At 69.6% G+C, this 22,305-nt stretch carries 17 protein-coding genes; 4 read left to right on the forward strand and 13 right to left on the reverse strand.

The window, feature by feature from the left end:
• Positions 1-8: 8 nt before the first annotated feature.
• From bamA to ACFONC_RS13505, 10 genes are all read right to left on the reverse strand, one after another.
• Positions 9-2,423 carry an outer membrane protein assembly factor BamA gene (gene bamA, locus ACFONC_RS13460; RefSeq protein WP_386745162.1) on the reverse strand — a complete coding sequence of 805 codons (2,415 nt, stop codon included), beginning with the start codon at positions 2,421-2,423 and terminating at the stop codon, positions 9-11.
• Positions 2,424-2,594: 171 nt separating this feature from the next.
• Entirely contained in the window at positions 2,595-3,959 is a 1,365-nt protein-coding gene (gene rseP / locus ACFONC_RS13465) for an RIP metalloprotease RseP (RefSeq protein ID WP_386744902.1), read from the reverse strand.
• Between the two features lie 25 nt (positions 3,960-3,984).
• A complete protein-coding gene (locus ACFONC_RS13470) occupies positions 3,985-5,217 on the reverse strand; it encodes a 1-deoxy-D-xylulose-5-phosphate reductoisomerase (protein ID WP_386744904.1) in 1,233 nt (410 codons plus the stop codon).
• Between the two features lie 16 nt (positions 5,218-5,233).
• Positions 5,234-6,091, reverse strand: coding sequence for a phosphatidate cytidylyltransferase (locus ACFONC_RS13475; RefSeq protein WP_386744906.1), 858 nt, complete (start codon positions 6,089-6,091; stop codon positions 5,234-5,236).
• A complete protein-coding gene (gene uppS / locus ACFONC_RS13480; protein ID WP_386744908.1) occupies positions 6,088-6,819 on the reverse strand; it encodes a polyprenyl diphosphate synthase in 732 nt (243 codons plus the stop codon). Before uppS ends, ACFONC_RS13475 begins: the two co-directional genes overlap by 4 nt.
• A gap of 136 nt (positions 6,820-6,955) precedes the next feature.
• Positions 6,956-7,513, reverse strand: coding sequence for a ribosome recycling factor (gene frr / locus ACFONC_RS13485; RefSeq protein WP_386744910.1), 558 nt, complete (start codon positions 7,511-7,513; stop codon positions 6,956-6,958).
• A 183-nt stretch (positions 7,514-7,696) separates the two neighbouring features.
• Entirely contained in the window at positions 7,697-8,602 is a 906-nt protein-coding gene (locus tag ACFONC_RS13490) for a cation diffusion facilitator family transporter (protein WP_386744912.1), read from the reverse strand.
• Between the two features lie 136 nt (positions 8,603-8,738).
• Positions 8,739-9,455: a UMP kinase gene (pyrH, locus tag ACFONC_RS13495; RefSeq protein ID WP_386744914.1), complete on the reverse strand. Its 717-nt coding sequence runs from the start codon at positions 9,453-9,455 to the stop codon at positions 8,739-8,741.
• Between the two features lie 300 nt (positions 9,456-9,755).
• Complete coding sequence (gene mfd, locus ACFONC_RS13500) at positions 9,756-13,310, reverse strand: transcription-repair coupling factor (protein WP_386744916.1); 3,555 nt, start codon at positions 13,308-13,310, stop codon at positions 9,756-9,758.
• Between the two features lie 120 nt (positions 13,311-13,430).
• The gene (locus tag ACFONC_RS13505; RefSeq protein WP_386744918.1) at positions 13,431-14,009 is read right to left on the reverse strand and encodes a GNAT family N-acetyltransferase; all 579 of its coding nucleotides are present in this window, start codon (positions 14,007-14,009) and stop codon (positions 13,431-13,433) included.
• Positions 14,010-14,139: 130 nt separating this feature from the next.
• Here ACFONC_RS13505 and ACFONC_RS13510 point away from each other — a divergent pair, with 130 nt between their 5' ends.
• Entirely contained in the window at positions 14,140-15,069 is a 930-nt protein-coding gene (locus ACFONC_RS13510; RefSeq protein ID WP_386744920.1) for a cation diffusion facilitator family transporter, read from the forward strand.
• Positions 15,070-15,163: 94 nt separating this feature from the next.
• Here ACFONC_RS13510 and ACFONC_RS13515 read toward each other — a convergent pair whose 3' ends face one another.
• Complete coding sequence (locus tag ACFONC_RS13515) at positions 15,164-16,021, reverse strand: 23S rRNA (adenine(2030)-N(6))-methyltransferase RlmJ (RefSeq protein ID WP_386744922.1); 858 nt, start codon at positions 16,019-16,021, stop codon at positions 15,164-15,166.
• Between the two features lie 267 nt (positions 16,022-16,288).
• Here ACFONC_RS13515 and creB point away from each other — a divergent pair, with 267 nt between their 5' ends.
• The 3 genes from creB (at position 16,289) to creD (ending at position 20,286) form a co-directional block, all read left to right on the forward strand.
• Positions 16,289-16,975, forward strand: a complete 687-nt coding sequence (gene creB, locus ACFONC_RS13520) for a two-component system response regulator CreB (protein ID WP_386744923.1) — start codon at positions 16,289-16,291, stop codon at positions 16,973-16,975.
• A gap of 24 nt (positions 16,976-16,999) precedes the next feature.
• Positions 17,000-18,439 carry a two-component system sensor histidine kinase CreC gene (gene creC, locus ACFONC_RS13525; RefSeq protein WP_386744925.1) on the forward strand — a complete coding sequence of 480 codons (1,440 nt, stop codon included), beginning with the start codon at positions 17,000-17,002 and terminating at the stop codon, positions 18,437-18,439.
• Positions 18,440-18,960: 521 nt separating this feature from the next.
• Complete coding sequence (gene creD, locus ACFONC_RS13530; RefSeq protein ID WP_386744927.1) at positions 18,961-20,286, forward strand: cell envelope integrity protein CreD; 1,326 nt, start codon at positions 18,961-18,963, stop codon at positions 20,284-20,286.
• Between the two features lie 217 nt (positions 20,287-20,503).
• Here the strand turns inward: creD and ACFONC_RS13535 are convergent, their stop codons facing one another.
• Both ACFONC_RS13535 and ACFONC_RS13540 read right to left on the reverse strand, forming a co-directional pair.
• Positions 20,504-21,028, reverse strand: coding sequence for a phosphatase PAP2 family protein (locus ACFONC_RS13535; RefSeq protein WP_386745164.1), 525 nt, complete (start codon positions 21,026-21,028; stop codon positions 20,504-20,506).
• A gap of 4 nt (positions 21,029-21,032) precedes the next feature.
• Positions 21,033-22,178, reverse strand: coding sequence for a glycosyltransferase family 4 protein (locus ACFONC_RS13540; protein WP_386744929.1), 1,146 nt, complete (start codon positions 22,176-22,178; stop codon positions 21,033-21,035).
• Positions 22,179-22,305: the final 127 nt, after the last annotated feature.

Here is a 22,305-nt window from a genome sequence, read left to right on the forward strand (position 1 = left end):
GCGCGGCGCTAGAACGCGCCGCCGAAGGTGAACTGCAGGCGCTCGAGCTCGTCGTCGTCGCCCTTGCGCAGCGGGAACGCATAGCTGATCGAGATCGGGCCGACCGGCGCGCGCCACATCAGCGCGATGCCGGTGGACACGCGCAGCTCATTGGCGTCGAAGGCGTCGACGTCCTTGAACACGTTGCCGAAATCCACGAACGCGGAGATGCGCGCGGCCGGGCTGTCGAACAGCGTGGGGAAGAACATCTCCAGCGAGCCCACTGTCTTCAGCGAGCCGCCCAGAGGCTGCCTGTACGTGCTCAGCGAAGCCGCTTCGCGCGGGCCCAGGGTGTTGTCGCGGAAGCCGCGCACCGAGCGCGCGCCACCTGCGTAGAAGTTCTCGAAGAACGGCAGGCCGGTCGCGACCAGGGTCTTGTCGTAGGTCGAGCCCGGCGCGCAGTCCGCGGGCGCCGCGGCCATCTCCATCCCAGAAGGCGCCGTCGGCGGCTGGCCAGGGTTGGTCTGGCAGAACACGCGCACGGCGTCCGAGCCGTAGCTGTCGCCGTAGCCCAGGTCGAAGCGCGTGTTGAGTACCAGTGCGCGCGAGATCGGCCAGTACTTGGAGAACTCGTAGTTGAGCTTGTAGAACTGCACGGTCGAGCCGGGCAGGGTGGTTTCCAGCGAGACGCGCTGCAGGGTGCCGCGGGTCGGCTGCAGGTAGTCGTTGCGGGTGTCGCGCGCCCAGGCAAGTTCGCTGCGCCAGGAATGGAACGTCCTGGTGTCCAACGCGTCGATGTAGTCGACGATGCTGTCTGGCGTGTAGCCGCGGAAGGTGTTGATCTCGTTGCGGTCGATGCCGAACAGCACGCTGACCGAATCCGACTCGGTGATCGGCACGCCCAGCACCATCTGCCCGGCGGCGCTGGTCGACGAGTACTGCGCGGTGTTGAACTCGGAGTTGTCGAACTCGCGCCACCACACGTTGTAGCCCAGCGACAGGCCGCCATCGGTGAAGTACGGATTGAGGAACGAGAACGAGTAGCGTTGCAGGTAGACGTTGCGCTGCGCCTCGACCGACACGCGGTTGCCGCTGCCCAGGAAGTTGTTCTGCGACAGCTGCACCGAGGTGGTGACGCCCGACAGCTGGGAATAGCCAAGGCCGAACACGAAGCTGCCCGAGGTGGTTTCCTTGACGTTGAAGACCACGTCGACCTGGTCGGCGGTGCCCGGGACCGGCTCGGTCTGCACGTCGACGCTGCCCGGTTCGAAGAAGCCCAGGCGCTGCAGGCGGACCTTCGAACGGTCGATCGCGACCTGCGAGTACCACGCGCCCTCGAACTGGCGCATCTCGCGGCGCATCACCTCGTCGGAGGTGCGCGTGTTGCCCTTGAACACGATGCGGCGCACGTTGACGCGCGGGCCCGGCACCACCTGCAGTTTGATCGCCACGGTGCGGTTCTCGCGGTCGATCTCGGGGATCGGGTTCACCTGCGCGAACGCGTAGCCGATGTTGCCCAGGGTGGCGACGATCGAGTTGGAGGTCAGCTCCAGCAGCGCGCGCGAGAAGGTCTGGTCCGGCTTGACCAGTACCATCTTCTCCACGCTCTCCTTCGGCAGGACCGTGTCGCCGGTGAGTTCCACCGAGGACACCTTGTAGATCTCGCCCTCGGTCACGCCCATGGTCAGGAACATGTCGCGCTTGTCGGCGCTGATCGCGACCTGGGTGTTGTCGACGCTGAAATCGACGTAGCCGCGGTCGAGGTAGTAGTTGTTGAGCTTTTCCAGGTCGCCGGAGAGCTTTTCGCGCGAGTACTGGTCGTCGCGGCGGTACCAGCTGAGCCAGTTGCTCTCTGCCGACTCCCACGAATCGGTGAGGTCTTCCTGTTCGAATTTCTCGTTGCCGACCAGGTTGATGTGGCGGATCTTCGCCGCCTTGCCTTCCTTGATCGCCAGGGTCACGTCGACGCGGTTGCGGTCGAGCTTGGTCACCGAGGGGGAGATCTCGACGTTGTATTTGCCGCGGTTGTTGTACTGGCGGGTGAGTTCCTGGGTGACGCGGTCGAGGCTGAGGCGGTTGAAGGTCTCGCCCTCGGACAGGCCGATGTCGGACAGGCCCTTGAGCAGTTCCTCTTCCTGGATATCCTTGTTGCCGGTGACCGTCAGCTTGTTGATCGCCGGGCGCTCGACCACGTTCACCACCAGGATGTCGCCCTGGCGGCCCATGGACACGTCCTCGAAGAAGCCGGTCTTGTACAGCGCGCGGATCGCCTGCCCGATGTCGGACTGGTTGACGCTGTCGCCGCGCTCGATCGGCAGGTAGGTGAACACGGTGCCCGCGCCGATGCGCTGCAGGCCGTCGACGCGGATGTCGCTGACGGTGAAGCTGCTGTCGCGCCTGGCGGCTGGCGCCAGTTCGTTCGCGGCGGGCTGGGGAGGCGCGATGCCGAACGCGGCCTGCGGATCGACTGTTTCCTGGGCCCAGGCGGCGGGGGCCGTGATGGCCGTGGCGAGGGCAAGGACAAGCAGGCGGCGGGTGGGGGTACGCGTCATCAAATCAAATCCAGGTGGGAGTCGTGGCCACGCCGCTGGGCGGTCGGGGCCGGGTTTGGACAGCTACCGCACGAAGTTGTTCAGGATGTCGTTGTAGAACGCCAGACCCATGAGTCCCGCCAGCAGGGCCAGGCCGACATACTGCCCTGCGGCCATCGCACGCTCGCTTAACGGGCTGCCCTTGACCAACTCGATAAGGTAATACAACAGGTGACCCCCGTCCAAGAGCGGGATGGGCAGCAGGTTGAGGATGCCCAGGCTCAGCGACAGCAGCGCGAGGATGGTCAGGTACCAGGCCACGCCCTGCTGGGCGTAGGCGTTCGCGGCGCGGGCGATGGTGATCGGCCCGGCCACCGAATTCTGCACGGAGACGCGGCCGGAGAACACGCGGCCCACCATTTCGAACAGTTGCACGGTCTGGTAGCGCATCTCGCGCAGCGCGGCCGGAACCGCTGCCAGCGGGCCGTAATGCTCGACCGCGTCCTTGGGCGGCAGTTCGCTGCGCCGGGCCGGCTCGATGCCGAGCATCCAGAAATCGCCGCGGCCGGCCTGCGAGGCCAGCTTCGGCGTGACCGGGAGGGCCAGGCGCTCGCCCTCGCGCTCGACTTCCACCATCACCTCGCCGCCCTGTCCGCCGAGGTCCTGGATCATCGGGCCGATGTCGTCGAAGTATTCGACCGGCTGGCCGTCGATGGCGGTGATGCGGTCGTTCTCTGCCAGCACGCCCCAGGCCGGGGTGTCGGGCCGGACCTTGCCCACCACCGGCGGCAGCAGCGCCTGGCGCGCGGTCAGGCCGATGCCGGACAGCACGCTGCGCTCGTCCAGGCCCTCGGGCAGGGCGGAAAGCTCCAGTTCGCGCACGCGCTCAACGCCGCCGGCGTCCCGCACGCGCAGGCCCACGTCCTCGCGGTCGAGCGCGTGCGGCAGCAGCGCCATCTGCATGCCGTCCCAGGTCTGGAAGACGCGGTCGCCGACGGCAAGCACGGTGTCGCCGCGGCGCAGGCCGGATTCGGCGGCGATGCCTTCCACGTGCCCGACCACCGGCGCGTAGCCGGGGCGGCCGACGACGAACATCGCCCACAGCAGCAGCACGCACAGCAGCAGGTTGGCCGCTGGGCCCGCGGCGACGATCGCGATCCGGCGCCAGACCGACTTGCGGTTGAAGGCCTGGTCGACTTCCGCCGGGTCGACGTCGGCCTCGCGCTCGTCGAGCATCTTGACGTAGCCGCCCAGCGGGATCGCCGCGATCACGTATTCGGTGCCGTCGCGGCCGCGGCGCGACCACAACGGCTTGCCGAAGCCGACCGAGAAGCGCAGCACCTTGACCCCGTTGCGGCGCGCGACCCAGTAATGGCCGAACTCGTGGAAGGTCACCAGCAGCCCGAGGCTGATGACGAACCACCACAGGGATCCAACGAGGGTGCTCATGAGGGCGCGTTCATGGCAGGCGGGCTCAAGTGGCGGTCATGCGGGTGGACAGCTTCATGGCATGGCTGCGCGCGCGCACGTCGGCGTCGCGCAGCGCGTCCAGCGAAGCGGCGGGCGCGGCGGGCAGCGCCGCCAGTGTCTCCTCGACAAGGGCGGGAATCGACAGGAAACCGATCCGCCCCTGAAGAAACGATGAAACCGCCACTTCGTTGGCTGCATTGAGGGTCGCCGGCGCGGTGCCGCCCGCCTCGAGCGCGGCGTAGGCCAGGCGCAGGCAGGGGAAGGCGTCGGTATCCGGGGCTTCGAAGTCCAGCCGTCCATGGGCCAGCAGGTCCAGGCCGGCGACCCCGGATTCGATGCGCCGCGGCCAGCCGAAGCCCACCGCCAGCGCGGTGCGCATGTCGGGCAGGCCCAGCTGCGCCAGCGTGGAGCCGTCGATGAACTCCACCAGCGAGTGCACCAGGCTCTGTGGGTGCACCAGCACGTCGATGCGGTCGCCCGGCAGGCCGAACAGGTGGTGGGCCTCGATCACCTCCAGGCCCTTGTTCATCAGCGTGGCCGAATCGACCGAGATCTTCGGCCCCATCGACCACTTCGGGTGGGCGATCGCCTGCGCCGGGGTCACGTCGGCCAGCTGTTCGCGGCTGCGCCCCCGGAACGGCCCGCCCGAGGCAGTCAGCACTATCCGCCGCAGCCCGTCATGCCGCGGGCAACTGCTTTCCCCGGTCCCCGGCCCCCAGTCCCCAGCCCCCGCTTCAGGCAGGCACTGGAAGATCGCGTTGTGCTCGCTGTCGATCGGCACGATGCACGCGCCGCCCTCGCGCGCGGCGGCCATCAGCAGCTCGCCGGCCAGCACCAGCGACTCCTTGTTGGCCAGCAGCAGGCGCTTGCCGGCGCGCGCCGCGGCCAGGGTCGAATCCAGCCCCGCGGCGCCGACGATGGCGGCGACCACGGTCTGGCAGGCGTCGCCGGATGCGAGTTCGGCGATCGCGTCCATGCCGGCGTGGGCCTGCGTCGGCAGCCTTGCCGCCGCCAGGCCGTCGCGCAGGGCTGCATGCAGGTCCGGGTCGGCGATCGCGGCGTGGTCCGGGCGATGGCGGCGGCACAGGCCAAGCAGCGCGTCGACGTTGCTGCCGGCGGCCAGCACCGATGCGCGCAGGCGGCCGGGGTGGCGCGCGATCACGTCCAGCGCGGACGAACCGATCGAGCCGGTGGCTCCGAGGACGGCGACCGTTTGCATGGTGGTGGAAGCAGGCATGTCGGGAACCGGCATGTCAGAAGCCGAGCAGTTCCTTGCCGAGCAGGAACACCGGCAGGGCGGCGAGCACGCCGTCGAGGCGGTCGAGGATACCGCCGTGCCCCGGGATCACGCTGCCCGAGTCCTTGGCGCCGACGTGGCGCTTGAGCAGGCTCTCGAACAGGTCGCCGACCACCGAAAACAGCACCGTCACGAACGCCACCAGCGCCAGCGCCGGCAGCTGCGCGGGCGTGGCGCCGGCCAGCCAGCCGAAGGCCAGCCCGGTGGCGATGCCGGCCAGCAGTCCGCCCATGAGACCTTCGACCGTCTTGTTGGGGCTGATCCGCGGCGCCAGCTTGCGGCCCTTGAACAGCCTGCCGCCGAAGTGGCGTCCGGCGAAGTAGGCGCCGGAATCGGCCGCCCAGACGATCGCCAGCGCCGTCAGCAGCCAGCGGTGGCCCATCGGCGGGTCGGCCTGCACCGGCTGGTCGCCGTGGATCAGGACCAGCGCGCACCACGCAGCCAGCGTTGCCAGCGTGCCGGCGGCCAGCTTGAACGCGCGCGCATGCGTGTCGTGGTCGGAGGCGAAGTCGTAGAAGCGCAGCCACAGCAGCGCCAGCAGCCACCAGCCCACGCCCGCCACGGCGACGATCTGCAGCAGCACGAACGACCCCTGCGCCGCCCACACCATCAGCACCATCAGCAGCAGGTTGAGCAGCAGCAGGATGGTGCGGTGCAGGGTGTCGTCGACCTCGGCCAGCTTCAGCCATTCCCACAACCCGGCCAGGAACACCACCGCCGCCAGCGCCGCCATCCACGGCGTGGGCAGGAACAGGATCGCCAGGATCGCCAGCGGCGCCATCAGCAGGGCGGCGATCACGCGGGTACGGGTCATGCAGGTGTCTCCAGGGTGGCGACCTGCTCGCCGGTCAGGCCGAAGCGGCGTTCGCGCCGGGCGAAGTCGTCGAGCGCGCGCGACAGTGTCGCGGCGTCGAGTTCGGGCCACAGGGTATCGGTGAACCACAGCTCGGTGTAGGCGAGCTGCCACAGCAGGAAGTTGCTGATCCGCATGTCGCCGCCGGTGCGGATGAACAGGTCGGGTGGCGGCAGGTCGGCCAGCGCCACGCGGGAGGCCACGGCGGCCTCGTCGATGTCGTCGGGCGCCAGCCGTCCCTCGGCCACATCCTGCGCGAGCGAACGCGCCGCCATGGCGATGTCCTGGCGGCCGCCGTAGCTGGCGGCGATGTTCAGCGCCAGGCGCGTGTTGCCGGCGGTCTGCGCCTCGGCGGCCTGCATGCGTTCGCGGATCTGCGCGCTGAAGCGCTCGCGCTCGCCGATGAAGCGCACGCGCACGCCGCGGCGGTGCAGCTCCACGACTTCACGTTCGAGCGCATTGAGGAACAGCTTCATCAGCGCGCCGACCTCTTCCTCCGGCCGGCCCCAGTTCTCGCTGGAGAACGCGAACAGGGTGAGCGCGGAGATCCCGCGTTCGAGGCAGAAGTCGATGCACAGGTTGACCGCGCGCGCGCCGGCCCGGTGGCCGATCATCCGCGGCCGCCGCCGCCGCGCCGCCCATCGGCCGTTGCCGTCCATGATCACGGCGAGGTGGCGGGGGAGGGTCATGAACGAGCCGGGATTCGGGAGTCGGGAGTCGGGATTCGGAAGAGCAGGGACATGCCGGCGCGAGCGCCGCACCGGGTAGCCGGATGCTCTCGCTCCTCCGATTCCCGATTCCCCATTCCCGATTCCCGGCTGCCCCTCATACCGCCATCAGTTCCTGTTCCTTCGCCTTGACCACCTCGTCGACATCCTTGATGCCCTGGTCGGTGAGCTTCTGGATGTCGTCGGCTGCACGGCGGTCGTCGTCCTCGGAGATCTCCTTCTCCTTGAGCAAGTCCTTGACCTGCTGCAGGGCGTCGCGGCGGATGTTGCGGATCGCGACCTTGGCGTTCTCGCCTTCGCCGTGGACCAGCTTGGACAGCTCCTTGCGGCGCTCTTCGGTGAGTGCGGGCAGGTTGATGCGGATGACGGTGCCGGCCGTGGTCGGGTTCAGGCCGAGGTCGGACGCCAGGATCGCCTTCTCCACCGGCTGCACCATCTGCTTCTCCCAGGGCGTGATGACCAGCGAGCGCGCATCGGCCACGGTGACGCTGGCGACCTGGGTCAGGGGCATGTCCGAGCCGTAGTAGTTGACCTTCAGGTGGTCGACCAGGGCGGTGGATGCGCGGCCGGTGCGGACCTTGGTCAGGTCGTGGCGCAGCGCTTCCACGCTTTTCTGCATGCGGGTCTGCGCATCCTTCTTGATGTCGTCGATCATGGCCGGCTCCGGGCGATTGCTTAATCGCGGGATTATAGAGGGAAGCGGCGCATTCACGAATCGACCGCCCAGGGGACTTGTGGGAGCGGCTTCAGTTGCGAGCCCTGCCTGGATTGCACGGCGAAGAGCTCGCGGCTGAAGCCGCTCCCACAAGAGCTTCTTCCCCGAACGGGCGACGCGGGATCAGGGATGGTGCACGGCCCCGTGCGCATCCTGCCCGCAGGCGGCCCCGCGCTCGATCTGCAGCGTCGGGTGGTGGATGCCGAAGCGCTCGTCCAGCTCGTGGGCGACGCGGGCGAGGAAGGCATCGTGGTCACCGGCGTCTTCCCGGACCAGGTGCGCGGTCATCGCCACCTGGTCCGAGCCCAGCGCCCAGATATGCAGGTGGTGGACCGCCGACACGCCCTGCTGCGCGCCGAGGAAGGCCTGCACCGCGGCCCGGTCGACGCTGTCGGGCACCGCGTCCATGGTCGCGTTGAAGCTGTCGCGCAGCAGGGCGAAGGCGCCGGCGGCGACCACCACGCCGACCAGCAGCGCGGTCACCGGGTCGAGCCACGCCCAGCCCAGCACCAGCATGCCGATGCCGGCCAGCACCGCGGCCAGCGACACCGCGGCGTCCGCGACCAGGTGCAGGAAGGCGCCGCGGCGGTTGAGGTCGTTGGCGTGCCCGTCGCGCACGAACCACGCCGCGCCGAGGTTGACCACGATTCCGATCGCCGCGACCACGATCACCGGCGTGGCCGGGATCTGCGGCGGTGCATCCAGCCGACGCACGGCCTCCCACGCCAGTGCGCCGGAAAAGCCGATCAGCAGCGTGGAATTGGCCAGCGGCGACAACAGCGTCGCCCGGCGCCAGCCGTAGGTGTGGCGCTCGGTGGGCCGCCGCTTGGCGAGGACCGCTGCGCCCCAGGCCAGGCCCAGCCCGAGCACGTCGCCCAGGTTGTGCAGCGCGTCCGAAAGCAGCGCCAGAGAGTCGATGGCGAAGCCGTAGCCGGCCTCGAGCAACGTGTAGGCGAGGTTGATCAACGTGATCGCCGCGAATGCGCGCGTCGACGAGCCGTGGTGGTGGGCGTGCGAGTGGCCGTGCATGGAACGCGATGCTGCCATCGGGCGCGGGCGGACACTATTTCAGGGGCTAGGGGCTAGGGGCTAGGGGCTAGGGGCTAGGGGCGGGGATGACAGTCATTCAATCCCAGCCCCCAGTCCCTGGATCCCAGGCCCCGCTCTACTTCACCAGCGTCCCGATTTCCTCGCCCCGCAGGATCTGCAACAGCACCCCGGGCTGGCTCATGTCGAAGATCCTCAGCGGCAGGTTGCTGTCGCGTGCCAGGGCGAAGGCGGCTGTGTCCATCACGTTGAGGTTGCGGGCGATGACCTCGTCGTAGCCCAGCGTGTCGAAGCGCTTGGCGTCGGGGTTCTTCTTCGGGTCCGAGTCGTAGACGCCGTCGACCTTGGTGGCCTTGAGCAGCAGGTCGGCGCCGATCTCGATCGCGCGCAGGGCGGCGCCCGAGTCGGTGGTGAAGAACGGGTTGCCGGTGCCGGCGGCGAAGATTGCGATCCGGCCCTTCTCGAGGTGGCGGATGGCGCGGCGGCGGATGTAGTCCTCGCACACGTCGTTGATCTTGATCGCGCTCATCACCCGCACGCGCGCACCGAGTTTTTCCAGCGCGTCCTGCATCGCCAGCGCGTTGATGACCGTGGCCAGCATGCCCATCTGGTCGCCGGTGACCCGGTCCATCCCGCCTGCGGCCAGGCCCGCGCCGCGGAAGATGTTGCCTCCGCCGATCACCACCCCGATCTCGGCCCCCGCCTGCTGCGCCTCGATGATCTCGCGCGCCAGGCGGCCGATGACCTTGGGGTCGATGCCGTAGTCCTCGTCGCCCATCAGGGCCTCGCCGGACAGCTTGAGCAGGATGCGGCGGTAGGCGAGGGGTTGCGACATTGGGGGCTCCGGGCGGGCAAACGCGGCAATTCTAGCCGAAGGCCCGGGATCGGTGATTCGGGGTTGCGGGGTTGGATGGAATACCCGCAGGAGTGGCGGAAGCCGCGAGCTCTTGCTCCCTCCCCTGCGAAGGCAGGGGAGGGTTGGGGAGGGGTGCCTTTTGGATCAGTTCGAACCGTGGGCACCCCCTCCCAGCCTCCCTCTGCCTTCGCAGGAGCCGTAGGGCGGGTCTTGACCCGCCGCTCTTCGGGTCTCGCCCCTGCCGCCTTCGCAATACGCAAAGGCGGGTCGAGACCCGCCCTACGCGGCGCCGTCCGGTCGCAGCGCGGCCAGCAGTCCGCGTGCGGCGTTGAAGCGGGTGGCCGCATCGGGGAGGTCCAGCGTGATGCGCAGCTTGTCCGGTCCGTCCATGCGGTAGTGCTTCGGCTGGCCCTGGATCAGGCGGATCACCGCCATCGGGTCGACGTCGGGCTTCTCGACGAACTGCAGCCGCCCGCCGGTCTCGCCGAGGTCGAGCTTGCGGATGCCCAGCGTGTCGGCCTGCAGCTTCAGCTCGGCGGTGGCGAACAGGTACTTGACCGGGTCCGGCAGCAGGCCGAAGCGGTCGATCATCTCCACCTGCAGTTCGCGCAGATCTTCGGCGTTGCGCGCCGAGCTGATGCGCTTGTACAGGGTCAGTCGCGCGTGCACGTCGGGCAGGTAGTCGTCGGGGATCAGCGCCGGCACGTTCAGCAGCACCTCGGCGCCGCGGTCGTGGATGGCGTCGTCGTCCGGCAGCTTGCCAGCCTTGATGCTGCGCACCGCGCGTTCGAGCAGCTCGGTATACAGGCTGAAGCCGACCTCGGCCATCTGCCCGCTCTGGTCCTCGCCGAGGAGCTCGCCGGCGCCGCGGATCTCCAGGTCGTGGGTGGCCAGGGTGAAGCCGGCGCCGAGTTCGTCCATCGAGGCGATCGCGTCCAGCCGCTTGCGCGCGTCGGCGGTGATCGAGCGCTTGTCGGGGATCACGAGGTAGGCGTACGCGCGATGGTGCGAGCGCCCGACACGGCCGCGCAGCTGGTGCAGCTGCGCCAGGCCGAAGCGGTCGGCGCGGTTGATGATGATGGTGTTGGCGTTGGGGATGTCGATGCCCGACTCGATGATGGTCGAGCACAGCAGCACGTTGAAGCGCTGCTTGTGGAAGTCGAGCATCACCCTTTCGAGTTCGCGCTCGGGCATCTGGCCGTGGGCGATGCCGATGCGCGCCTCGGGCACCAGTTCCTGCAGCTGGCGCTGCATGCGGCCGATGCTTTCGACGTCGTTGTGCAGGAAGTACACCTGGCCGCCGCGCGCGAGCTCGCGCTCGAAGGCCTCGCGCAGCTGCGCGTCGTCCCACGGCACCACGAACGTCTGCACCGCGAGCCGGTGCGCCGGCGGGGTGGCGATGATCGCCAGGTCGCGCAGGCCGGCCATCGCCATGTTGAGCGTGCGCGGGATCGGCGTGGCCGTCAGCGTGAGCAGGTGCACGTTCGCACGCAGCGCCTTCAGCGCTTCCTTCTGGCGCACGCCGAAGCGCTGCTCCTCGTCGACGATCACCAGTCCCAGGTCCTTGAAGCGCACGTCCTTCTGCAGCAGCCGGTGGGTGCCGACGATGACGTCGATCTTGCCTTCCGCCAGCCGGTCGAGTTCGGCCTTGTTTTCCTTGCTGCTCTTGAAGCGCGACAGCACTTCGACCCGGATCGGCCAGTCGGCAAAACGGTCGCTGAAGTTGCGGTAGTGCTGTTCGGCCAGCAGCGTGGTCGGCACGAGGACCGCGACCTGCCTGCCGGCGGTGGCGGCGACGAACGCCGCACGTACCGCGACCTCGGTCTTGCCGAAGCCGACATCGCCGCAGACCACGCGGTCCATCGGCTGCGAGCTGGACAGGTCGCGGATCACGGCCTCGATCGCGGCGTGCTGGTCGGGCGTTTCCTCGAACGGGAACGTGGCCGCGAACGGCTCGTACATCGCCCGGTCGACGTCGATCGCCAGCCCCGCGCGGGCCTGGCGCCTGGCCTGGATGTCGAGCAGCTCGGCGGCGACGTCGCGGACTTTTTCCGCCGCCTTGCGCTTGGCCTTGGTCCACTGCTCGCCGCCGAGCGAATGCAGCGGCGCGGTTTCCGGCGATGCGCCTGAGTAGCGGCTGACCAGGTGCAACTGCGCGACCGGCACGTACAGGCGGTCGCCCTTGGCGTATTCGATCTCCAGGTATTCCGCTGCCTGACCGCCGGCTTCCAGCGTGACCAGTCCGCGATAGCGGCCGACGCCGTGGTCCTCGTGCACGATCGGCGCGCCCTCGGTGAGTTCGCCCAGGTCGCGGATGATCGCCTCGGGCTCGCGCCCCGCGCGCTTGCGGCGCCTTGGCTGCGAGGCGCGCTCGGGGAATAGCTGGCGCTCGGTGAGGATGGCGAACGGAACGCCGCCGGCCGCCTCGGCGTCGAGCGCGAAGCCGTCGTCGAACGGCGCGACCGCGATGTGCGCGTTATCCATCCGCTGCGCGGACGGATCAACTGCCGCCGTTGGAGCGACGCTGTCGCGACGCTCAACGCCGGCAATGAAATCCTGGAACGATGCCAGCACATCCGGTCGAATGCCGGCGGCGTGCAACACCTCGAGCAGCGCCTCGCGGCGCCCGGCGGTGTCCGCGGCAATCAACACCTGGCCCGGGTAGCTGGCCAGGAACGATTTCAGCGCCGCCGCCGGCTGCGCGTCCTTCACCACCAGCGGCAGTTCGGGTGCCGGCTGGTCGCCCAGCGCCATGGCCTGCGCGTGGCGCGGGTGTTGCGGGCCGCAGACCTCGATGCGCTCGCCGGCGTTGAGCCGTTCGCGCAGCACGTCGGGCGGCAGGTACAGCGCATCGGGCGCCAGCAGCGGGCGTTCGATGTCGTGGCGGCGCTGCTCGTGGCGCTCGCCGGTCTGCTTCCAGAACTGGTCGGCCGCCTCCGCCACGCCGACGGCCACCAGCGGCAAGGTGTCGTCGCCGAGGTAGTCGAACAGGGTCGCGGTGCGGTCGAAGAACAGCGGCAGGTAGTACTCGATGCCCGCCGGTGCGTGGCCGGACTTCAGGTCCTGGAACAGTGCGCTGCGGCGGGTGTCGATGTCGAAGCGTTCGCGCAGCGCGTCCATCGCGCGGGTGGCGGAAGCGTCGTCCAGCGGCACCTCGCGGCCGGGCAGCAGCTGCACCGCCTCGACTTTCTCCAGCGATCGCTGCGTCTCCGGATCGAAGCCGCGCATGGTGTCGATGACGTCGTCGAACAGCTCGACCCGGAACGGCATGTCCGCGCCCATCGGGTACACGTCCAGCAGCGCGCCACGCACGGCGAAGTCGCCCGGGTCGAACACCTGCGGCACGTTACGGTAGCCGGCGGCTTCCAGCCGACGCTTCTCGGCGTCCAGGTCCAGGACCTGGCCGACGCGCATGTCGAAGGTGTTGCCGATCACATACGACAGCGGCGCCAGCCGCTGCATCAGCGTCTGCACCGGCACGATCACGATTGCTCCGCGCTTGAGCGTCGGCAACCGGTGCAGCGTGGCCAGCCGCTGCGAAACGATTTCCGGATGCGGGCTGAAGCGGTCGTAGGGCAGGGTTTCCCAGTCCGGGAAGTTCAGCACCGGCAGCGCGGCATCGTCGCCCAGCAGCGTGCGCAGGTCGGATTCGAGCTGGTGCGCGGCGTGGTTGTCGCGGGCGATCGCCAGCAGCGGGCCGTCGTGGGCGCGCGCGGCGCCGGCGATCGACCACGCCAGCGCGCTGGCGCTGGCGGGTTGGCGCCAGTACGCGCGCTGCTGGCCGGGACGGGGCAGGGGAGGGGCGGAGAAGGAAGTTTTCGGGGTCTGGGGCATCTGTGCACGCAACGACGACAGCGCCGGACGCGATGCGCCCGGCGCGGGGATGCACATTTTAGCCGCTCGCGGCGGCAGCCCCCGGGAGCGGGCCAGAGACCCTGCCGCCTGCGCCCCTGCCTAGCCCGGTGAACGCGTCCGGACGGCCCGTTGCCCGACGTCCGCGTCCAGGTCCAGCACCACGCGGACCAGCCCCGGCGCGTCCGACGCTTCGCGGCGGAACCCGAGCGATCCGGCCAGCGACAGCATCGGCTGGTTGCTCTCCAGCACGTCGCCGTACAGGCGTTCGAGCTTCTTGCCCTTGGCCCAGCGCACCAGGCGGCGCATCAGGTGCCGGCCCAGGCCCATGCCGGCGACGTAGCGGCTGACGAGGATCGCGAACTCCGCATCGCGCGTACCCGGCGTGGCCGCCACGCGCGCGACGGCGCCGACCAGCGCCTCGCCTGGTGGCAGCGGCTCGGCCGCCACGAGCGCGAACTCGGTCCTGGGCTGTGGCTGGGTCAGGCGCTGCACCGTTTCGGCGCTCAGTTCCTTGACCGGGCGCAGGAAGCGCTGGCGCACTTCTTCGGGCTGCAGCAGCGCGAACGATGCGCGCAGCGGCCCGGCGTCATCGGCACGGATCGGACGGATCAGGACTTCGCGGCCGTTGGCCAGGCGGACCTGCTCGTGCCACGGGGGAAGGCGGTTGCGGGCGCTCATGCGGGAAAGATCGCATCCATGACGTTAAAAAACCCTAGACGCCGTGAAGAACGGGTGTTGGGCGCGCGCGTTGCGCATCAACCGGCGAACCCCCAACATCACGGTTCCGACGAATTCAAGGACCGGTTCGATGGCAGGCAGCGGCGATTCCACCCGCGCGATCTTCTTCGCGCTCGGCGCCAATTTCGCGATCGCCTGCGCCAAGGGCGTGGCGGCGTTCTTCACCGGCTCCAGCGCGATGCTGGCCGAAACCGTGCACTCGCTGGCCGACTGCGGCAACCAGCTGTTGCTGCTGCTGGGGATGAAGCAGGCCAAGCGGCCGCCGTCCCCCGACTACCCGCTGGGCTACGGCAAGGCGATCTATTTCTGGTCGTTCCTGGTGGCGGTGATGCTGTTCACCGTCGGTGGCATGTTTTCGCTGTACGAAGGCATCCACAAGCTGCAGCACCCCGAGCCGCTCAGGCAATGGTGGTGGGCGGCCGGGGTGCTGGTATTCGGCATCATCGTCGAGGGCGTCTCGATGCGGGCCTGCCTGCAGGAAGTGAACAAGGCGCGCGGAGACCGCAGCCTGTGGCAGTGGTTCCGCGGCAGCCGCCAGGCCGAGCTGGTGGTGATCTTCGGCGAGGACCTGGCCGCGCTGCTGGGCCTGGTGTTCGCGCTCGTCGCGGTGCTGCTGGCGGTGGTGACCGGCAACCCGGTGTGGGATGCGATCGGCACGATCGGGATCGGCGCGCTGCTGATCGTGGTGGCGGTGTTCGTGGCCATCGAGGTCAAGGCGATGCTGATCGGGCAGGGCGTGCATCCGGTGCGGCAGGCGCAGATGCGGACATGGCTGGAGTCGCGCCCGGAGATCGCGCGCGTGTTCAACCTGATCACACTGCAGCTGGGCAACGAAGTGATGATGTCGGTGAAGGCGCAGATGCGCGAGACGGCGGACACCGGCGCGCTGCTGGCGCAGATCAATGCCGTCGAGGCAGCGCTGCAGGCGGAGTTCCCCGAAGTGCGCTGGAGTTTCTTCGAACCCGACGTCGCCGACGACGACCGGCACGGCCTGCCATAGGTCGGGGCTACGTCCCCGACGGCCCTTGATCTTTGCCGCGAACGCGCATGGATCGAAGTGCCGGGCGAAAAGCCGTCGGGGAAGTAGCCCCGACCTACGCCGGTGCGCGCAGCCACTCCAGGCGCGTTGATGCCCCCGCTTCGCCCAACGCTTCGCCCAGCGCCTGCAGTGCCGGCTGCAGGGCCGCGTCGAGCTTCCACGGCGCGTTGAGCACCAGCAGGCCGCTGCCGTTCATGCGCAGCGGCGAGTCGTCCGGGCGTACCAGCAGTTCCGCGATCAATGCGGATTTCGCGGGCAGTTTCGCCGCCTTGCGCAGGAACGGCTGCAGCGCGCGGCGCTGCTTGACCGGGTACCACAGCGCGCAGGTCGCCTGTGGCCAGCGCGCCAGCGCCTCTTTCAGCGCGGCCAGCGCGGCGTCGAATTCGTCCAGCTGCGCCTCGTACGGCGGGTCGACCAGCACCAGCCCGCGGCCGTAGCGCACGGCGCCGTGCTTCGGCGGCAGCAGCGCGCGGATCGCGGCATAGCCGTCGCGTTCGTGCACGACGACGCGCCGGTCGCCCGCGAAGTTCGCGCGCAGGGCCGCGGCCTCCACCGGCTGCAGCTCGCAACAGGCGATCCGGTCGTGTTCGCGCAGCGCGTGTGCCAGCAGCCAGGGCGAACCGGGATAGGCGTCGTGGCCGTGCGCCTTGCGGCAGGCTTCCACGGCGGAAAGGTAGCGCGTGATCGCGGGCTCCCGCGGCCGCTCGGCCAGCAGCCGGCCGATGCCGTCGTCCGCCTCGCCCGTGCGTCGCGCCGAGGACGATTCCAGCCGGTACAGCCCGCGCCCGGCGTGCGTGTCGAGCGCAAAGCACGGCGTCGGCTTGGCCAGCAGCGCATCGCACAGAGCCAGGAGCACGACGTGCTTGAGGACGTCGGCATGGTTGCCGGCGTGGAAGGCGTGGCGATAGTTCATGGATCCGGGACTGGGGACTGGGGACTGGGGAGCCTAGCGTGTCGCCGGGGCGGTGGGGAAAACCCGTAGGATGGGTAGAGCGCAGCGAAACCCATCATCGCCAGACCATCGCCACGCGGCGGACGATGGGTTTCGCTGCGCTCTACCCATCCTACATTCCTGCGGCCTTCGGCCGGGTTCGTCATCGTCGGCGACTGGGGCCGACGCGCTACGCTTTACCGAATCCCGAATCCCGAATCCCGAATCCCGAATTCCTGCCTCACCCCCATGCCCTCCATCCTCCTTGTCGAAGACGAAGCCGCCATCGCCGACACCGTGCTCTACGCGCTGCGGAGCGAGGGCTTCGACGCGCAGCACTGCCTGACCGGGCAGGACGCGCTGCGGGCCGCGCGCGAAGGACGCCACGACCTGGCGATCCTCGACGTCGGCCTGCCCGACATCGGCGGTTTCGCGCTGTGCCGCGAGCTGCGCAGCGGACGCGACCTGCCGGTGATCTTCCTCACCGCGCGCGACGCCGAGGCCGATCGCGTGCTCGGCCTGGAGCTGGGCGCCGACGACTACGTGGTCAAGCCGTTCTCGCCGCGCGAGCTGGTGGCGCGAGTGCGCGCGCTGCTGCGGCGCGTGCAGGCGGGCGCCGGGCAGCTGGCGGCATCGGCTATCGGCGCCTTCGAACACGATGCCGAAGGCAGGCGCGTGCGCTTCCACGGCCATGCGCTCGACCTGACCCGCTACGAGTACGGCCTGCTCGCCGCGCTGCTCGCCCGTCCCGGCGCGGTGCTGTCGCGTGCGCAGCTGATGGACAGGGTCTGGGGCGATGCGCTGGAAAGCGGCGACCGCACCGTCGACACCCACGTCAAGACCCTGCGCGCCAAGCTGCATGCGCTGGCGCCCGGCGAGGACCCGATCCGCACCCATCGCGGCCTGGGCTATTCGCTCGACGTGGCCGGGCGCTGACGCCGTGCACGGGGGCGTGCGCGCATGAAGATCGGCCTGCGGATCCTGCTGGGCTACTTCGTCATCGTCGCGCTGGCCGCGTGGCTGCTGGGCAACGTGTTCGTGCAGGAGGTCAAGCCGGGCGTGCGCCAGGCGATGGAGGACACGCTGGCCGATACCGCCAACGTGCTGGCCGAACTCGCCACCGACGATTTCCTCGCCGGCCGCATCGACGACGGCCGCTTCGCCGCACGCGTGCGCGGACTGGCCGAGCGTGACATCGACGCGCGCATCTGGGGCTTCCGCAAGCATTCTTCCGACTACCGCGTGTACGTCACCGATGCGCGCGGCATCGTGGTGTTCGACTCGGCCGGCCGCGATGTCGGCCGCGACTATTCGCGCTGGAACGACGTCTACCTGACCCTGCGCGGCCAGTACGGCGCGCGCTCGACCCGCAGCGATCCGGACGATGAAAATTCAACCGTCATGCACGTCGCGGCGCCGATCCGCGACGCCGGTGGCCGCATCGCCGGCGTGCTCACCGTGGCCAAGCCGAACCAGGCGATCGCGCCGTTCATCGAGCGCAGCCAGCAGGCGGTGCTGCGCTGGGGCCTGGTGCTGCTGGGCACGGCCCTGCTGGTCGGCGTGCTGGCCGCGTGGTGGTTGTCGCGGCAGGTCGGGCGACTGCAGCGCTACGCACAGGCGGTGACGGCGGGCGAGCGCGTCGAGGTGCCGCGCACCGCCGGCGAATTCGGCGACCTTGGCCGCGCGCTGGACACCATGCGTGAGCGGCTCGAGGGCAAGCAGTACGTCGAACAGTACGTGCACGCGCTCACGCATGAACTGAAGAGTCCGCTGTCGGCGATCCGCGGCAGTGCCGAGCTGCTTGAATCGCCGCTGCCCGAGGCCGACCGCGCGCGTTTCGTCGCGACCATCCGCGCGCAGGGCGATCGGCTGGCGCAGATGATCGACAAACTGCTGGCGCTGGCCGCGGTCGAGTACCGCCAGCGCATCGAGCAGCCCGAACCCGTGGCGCTGGCCGCGCTGGTCGACGAGGCCGTGGCGCAGGTGGAGACCGAGGCCGCGGCGGCCGGGGTGTCGCTGGCGCGCGACGGCGTCGATCCGGCGGTGGTGGTGGAGGGCGATACGTTCCTGCTGCGGCAGGCGGTTGCCAACCTGCTCGACAACGCCATCGACTTTGCGCCGCGTGGCAGCGTGGTCGATATCTTCGTGCAGCGGGGCGTCGACGGCGTTCGCATCGGCGTCGCGGATCGCGGGCCGGGGGTGCCGGACTACGCCATCGGCCGCGTGTTTGAACGCTTCTACTCGCTGCCGCGGCCTGAGGGCGGCAGTCGCAGCAGCGGGCTGGGGCTGTGCTTTGTCGCGCAGGTGGCGCAGTTGCATGGCGGCGAGGCGGTGCTCGCAAACCGCGATGGTGGTGGCGCCGTGGCGAGCATCAAACTGTCGGTTGGATCGGCCTCATAGGATCCGCGATCCTTGGCGTTGGCCTTTCTCCCGTCGGCGGGAGAAGGTGCCCGAGGGGCGGACGAGGGCGCGAGCGCAGCGAGCTGCTCTTGATCCTGTCGTCGTTGCTGCGTAGCCATCGTAGGGCGGGTCTTGACCCGCCTGCTGTTCCGGCTCCGCTGAAATCAAGATCAAAAGCTTTCGCGCCGTGACGGCGCGAACCACCTTTCTTTGCTTGTGCAAAGAAACCTGGCGCAAAGAAAGCACACCCCGCCTTCGCGCCCGGTGCTGCGCACCGGGTTCGCGGAGCCGGCGGGATTTTCCGAGCGGGCATCCTGCCCGCGCGGAAAACGCCGCACATCCATGTGCGGCGCCCTTCGGGTCTGATCCGCCGTCTCCGCCGCTACGGAGGGGCCCCGAAGATCAAGATCAACAGCAACAGCAACAGCAGCGGCGGCTTCACCGCCACTTCACCATTGCGCCATCGTCTCGCCTCGCGCGGGGGGCATCGTGCCGCCCTCACCAAGACGAGGGGAAGGACGATGCGACTGGGTTTCAAGATAGTGATGGTGCTGGCATTGACCCTGGCCATCCTGGTGCCGCTGACGATGATCCGCGGCGTCATCCACGAGCGCGAAGGCTATCGGGCAGAGGCGGTGGCCAATGTGGCGCGCAGCACCGCCGGGCGGCAGTCGTTCGCCGGGCCGGTGCTGGTGGTGCCGTACCGCGAGCTGGTCGACGTGGTCGAGCGCGACAAGTACGGCGTCGAGCACACCGTGCAGCGGACCGAGCAGCGGCAATGGGTGTTCTTCCCGAAGACGCTGGACGTCGGTGGCACGGTCGAGCCGCGGGTCCGGCGCAGCGGGCTGTACGAGGTGCGCGTGTACGAATGGCGGGGACACGCGCAGGCGGAGTTCGATGTGCGTATTCCCGCCGACGAAGACCCTGCGCGCGGGCGCAGCATCGGCACGCCGCGGCTGGGCTATGCGATCGGCGACGTGCGCGGCCTGCGTGGCAAGCCGCGGCTGCGGGTGGACGGGCGTGACGTGCCGGTGCTGCAGGGGTTGGACGAGGAGGGCGGCGACGGCGTGCACGCGCGGCTGCCGGTGCCGCGCGCGGGCACGCGGCTGGAACTGAAGAGCCGCTTCGACTTCGACCTTGCCGGAACCGAGGCGCTGGACGTGGTCCCGCTGGGGGACAGCAACCACATCGAGCTCGACTCGCCGTGGCCGCATCCGAGCTTCGTCGGCACGCTGTCGCCGGGCACGCTCGACGTTCGCGACGACGGCTTCAGCGCGCGCTGGGAACTGCCGGCGCTGGCCGCGAACACCCAGGCGCAGTACCTGCGCCAGATCCGGGAAGGCGGCAAGGGCGGAGCGGTGCGCGGCGATGTCGATCGCATCTCGCTACAGCTGATCGAACCGGTGGACGTCTACACCCAGGCAGACCGCGCGACCAAGTACGGATTGCTGTTCGTGGCGCTGACCTTCGTCGGCTTCTTCATGTTCGAACTGATCAAGCAGCTGCGCATCCACCCGATCCAGTACGGCCTGGTGGGTCTGGCGCTGGCGATCTTCTTCCTGCTGCTGGTCAGCCTGTCTGAGCACATCGAGTTCGGCTGGGCGTACCTGTCGGCGAGCGTCGCCTGCATCGGGCTGCTGGGCTTCTACCTCTGCGCCGTGCTGCACAGCGTGCTGCGCGGGCTGGGCTTCGCGACGATGCTGGCCACGCTGTACGCCGCGCTCTACGGGCTGCTGGTGTCGGAAGACAACGCGCTGGTGCTCGGCGCGGGGCTGCTGTTCGTGATCCTCGCCGCGATCATGGTGCTCACGCGCAAGGTGGACTGGTACCGGTTGCAGGCCGGCTGAGGGAAGCGTGCGGTGCGGCGGAAGCCACGGCTTCCGCCGCACGGTGGCCGAGGCTCCGCCCAGGCAATTCGTTGCCGCCGTAGGTCGGGGCTACGCCCCCGACGGCTCTTGATCTTCCGCATCGGGATCGGTGCCGTGTTTCGTTGTCGCGGCAAAAAGGTCGTCGGGGGCGTAGCCCCGACCTACGGCGTGACAGGCTGCGCGACAGGCCGGCGGTTCAGCCGAATAGCCCCACGCCCGGCACCAGCCACAGCGACAACCCTGCCAGCACGCAGCCGATCACCGTCGCGGCCAGCACGTCGCTCGGGTAGTGCAAACCCAGCACCACGCGCGATGCGGCCACGCTGGCGGCGAACGACAGCACCAGCCAGGCCAGCGCCGGGTAGTGCGCGACGGCCACCAGGCTGAAAGCCACCGCATGCAGCGTATGCCCGGACGGAAAGCTGAACTCGTCCAGCGGAGCGACCCAGGCGCGGATGCGCACGTCCGCGGCGAACGGCCGCGGGCGCCGGGTCCAGCGCTTGAGTGCCTTGTACAGCAGCAGCGCGACGGTGCCGGTGGCGGCCAGGTGCAGTGAGGCGAGCAGCCCCGCGTAGCCGTCGAGCGCGATCAGTGCCGCCATCAGTACGTACCAGAACACGCCATCGCCAAGCCGGCTGACGATGGCGAACACGCGCCGCGCGCCGGAACGCGCGCCGATGCGATTGACCTTCAGGCACCAGCCGGCGTCGCTGGCCAGCATGCGGTTACGCGGGGGCAGGGCGTGCATGTGCTTGGCTCCTTGCGAGGCCGGCGAGGATGTCGTCGAACGCGGCGGCCACGTCTTCCGGACGCAGGCGCGCCACCGCGTCGCGTGCGGCGATGCCCATGACGAAGCGCAGGTCGGCATCGCTGCCGATGTGGCGCGTCGCGGCGATGAAGCCGTTTTCGTCGCCCGGGGCGATCGCCGCGCCGTGCGATCCGTCGCGCAGGTGCTCGTGGGTGGCGCCGTAGTCGAACGCCACCGTCGGCACGCCGCTGGCCATCGCCTCGAGGGTGACGTTGCCGAACGTCTCCGACAGGCTTGGGAACAGGAACAGGTCGGCGCTGGCGAAGTGGCGCGCCAGCGCTTGGCCGCGCTGCACGCCGCAGAAGATGAAGTCCGGGTGTTCGCGCTGCAGCTGCCCGCGCGCTGGCCCGTCGCCGACCCAGGCGAAGCGCGCGTCCGGCCGCACCCGCTGCAGTTCGCGGAACGCCCGCACCGCCAGCGGCAGGTTCTTCTCCGCGGCGATGCGGCCGACGTGGATCGCCACCGGCGCGTCCCCGGCCACGCCCCAGGCCTGGCGCAGGGCTTCGTCGCGGAACGCCGGATGGAACTGGCGCGTGTCGACCGCGCGTGGCAGCAGGGTCACGTTCTCGAAGCCGCGCTGCCGGAGGAAGCCGCGCAGCTCGCGCGTCGGCACCAGGGTGGCATCGGCGAGGTTGTGGAAGTGGCGCATCCAGCGCAGCGCCACCGGCTGCAGGAATGCCACGCCGTAATCGCGCATGTAGCGGTCGAAGCGCGTATGGAAGCCGCTGGCGGCGGGAATCCCGAGCCGCCGCGCCGCGCGCAGCGCCGACCAGCCGAGCGGCCCTTCGGTGGCGACGTAGACCGCGTCGGGGCGCTCGTCGCGCCACAGCTGCTGCAGCTGCGCGGTGGCGGGCAGGCCGAATTTCAGGCCCGGGTAGCGCGGCAGGTTGGCGCCGCGCACCAGGGTTTCGCCTGCCGCCGGCAGCTGCCCGGGCACCTGCCGCGGCCGTACCAGCGACACTGCGTGGCCGCGTGCGCGCAGTCCCTGTCCGAGTGCCTGCACGGTCAGCGCGACCCCATTGACCTCGGGTGGCCAGGTCTCGGTGACGATCGCGTAGCGCATCGTTGACCCGTGGGTTGGCGGATGCGGAGATGGTCGCAACGGGCAATGAAACCCGCATTGCAGTTTGGTGGCGGTTGGGTGACACGCCGGAGTGGAAAGCGCGTCGGGGGCGTAACCCCGACCTGCC

The organism is Luteimonas soli (assembly GCF_042648865.1).
GTDB lineage: Bacteria > Pseudomonadota > Gammaproteobacteria > Xanthomonadales > Xanthomonadaceae > Luteimonas > Luteimonas soli.

What these genes read in the sequence shown, in the direction of transcription:
- rseP (WP_386744902.1), bottom strand. Translation starts at nt 3,959, where the DNA reads ATGAGCACCCTCGTTGGATCCCTGTGGTGGTTCGTCATCAGCCTCGGG.
- ACFONC_RS13470 (WP_386744904.1), bottom strand. Translation starts at nt 5,217, where the DNA reads ATGCCTGCTTCCACCACCATGCAAACGGTCGCCGTCCTCGGAGCCACC.
- ACFONC_RS13475 (WP_386744906.1), bottom strand. Translation starts at nt 6,091, where the DNA reads ATGACCCGTACCCGCGTGATCGCCGCCCTGCTGATGGCGCCGCTGGCG.
- uppS (WP_386744908.1), bottom strand. Translation starts at nt 6,819, where the DNA reads ATGACCCTCCCCCGCCACCTCGCCGTGATCATGGACGGCAACGGCCGA.
- frr (WP_386744910.1), bottom strand. Translation starts at nt 7,513, where the DNA reads ATGATCGACGACATCAAGAAGGATGCGCAGACCCGCATGCAGAAAAGC.
- ACFONC_RS13490 (WP_386744912.1), bottom strand. Translation starts at nt 8,602, where the DNA reads ATGCACGGCCACTCGCACGCCCACCACCACGGCTCGTCGACGCGCGCA.
- pyrH (WP_386744914.1), bottom strand. Translation starts at nt 9,455, where the DNA reads ATGTCGCAACCCCTCGCCTACCGCCGCATCCTGCTCAAGCTGTCCGGC.
- mfd (WP_386744916.1), bottom strand. Translation starts at nt 13,310, where the DNA reads ATGCCCCAGACCCCGAAAACTTCCTTCTCCGCCCCTCCCCTGCCCCGT.
- ACFONC_RS13505 (WP_386744918.1), bottom strand. Translation starts at nt 14,009, where the DNA reads ATGAGCGCCCGCAACCGCCTTCCCCCGTGGCACGAGCAGGTCCGCCTG.
- ACFONC_RS13510 (WP_386744920.1), top strand. Translation starts at nt 14,140, where the DNA reads ATGGCAGGCAGCGGCGATTCCACCCGCGCGATCTTCTTCGCGCTCGGC.
- ACFONC_RS13515 (WP_386744922.1), bottom strand. Translation starts at nt 16,021, where the DNA reads ATGAACTATCGCCACGCCTTCCACGCCGGCAACCATGCCGACGTCCTC.
- creB (WP_386744923.1), top strand. Translation starts at nt 16,289, where the DNA reads ATGCCCTCCATCCTCCTTGTCGAAGACGAAGCCGCCATCGCCGACACC.
- creC (WP_386744925.1), top strand. Translation starts at nt 17,000, where the DNA reads ATGAAGATCGGCCTGCGGATCCTGCTGGGCTACTTCGTCATCGTCGCG.
- creD (WP_386744927.1), top strand. Translation starts at nt 18,961, where the DNA reads ATGCGACTGGGTTTCAAGATAGTGATGGTGCTGGCATTGACCCTGGCC.
- ACFONC_RS13535 (WP_386745164.1), bottom strand. Translation starts at nt 21,028, where the DNA reads ATGCTGGCCAGCGACGCCGGCTGGTGCCTGAAGGTCAATCGCATCGGC.
- ACFONC_RS13540 (WP_386744929.1), bottom strand. Translation starts at nt 22,178, where the DNA reads ATGCGCTACGCGATCGTCACCGAGACCTGGCCACCCGAGGTCAATGGG.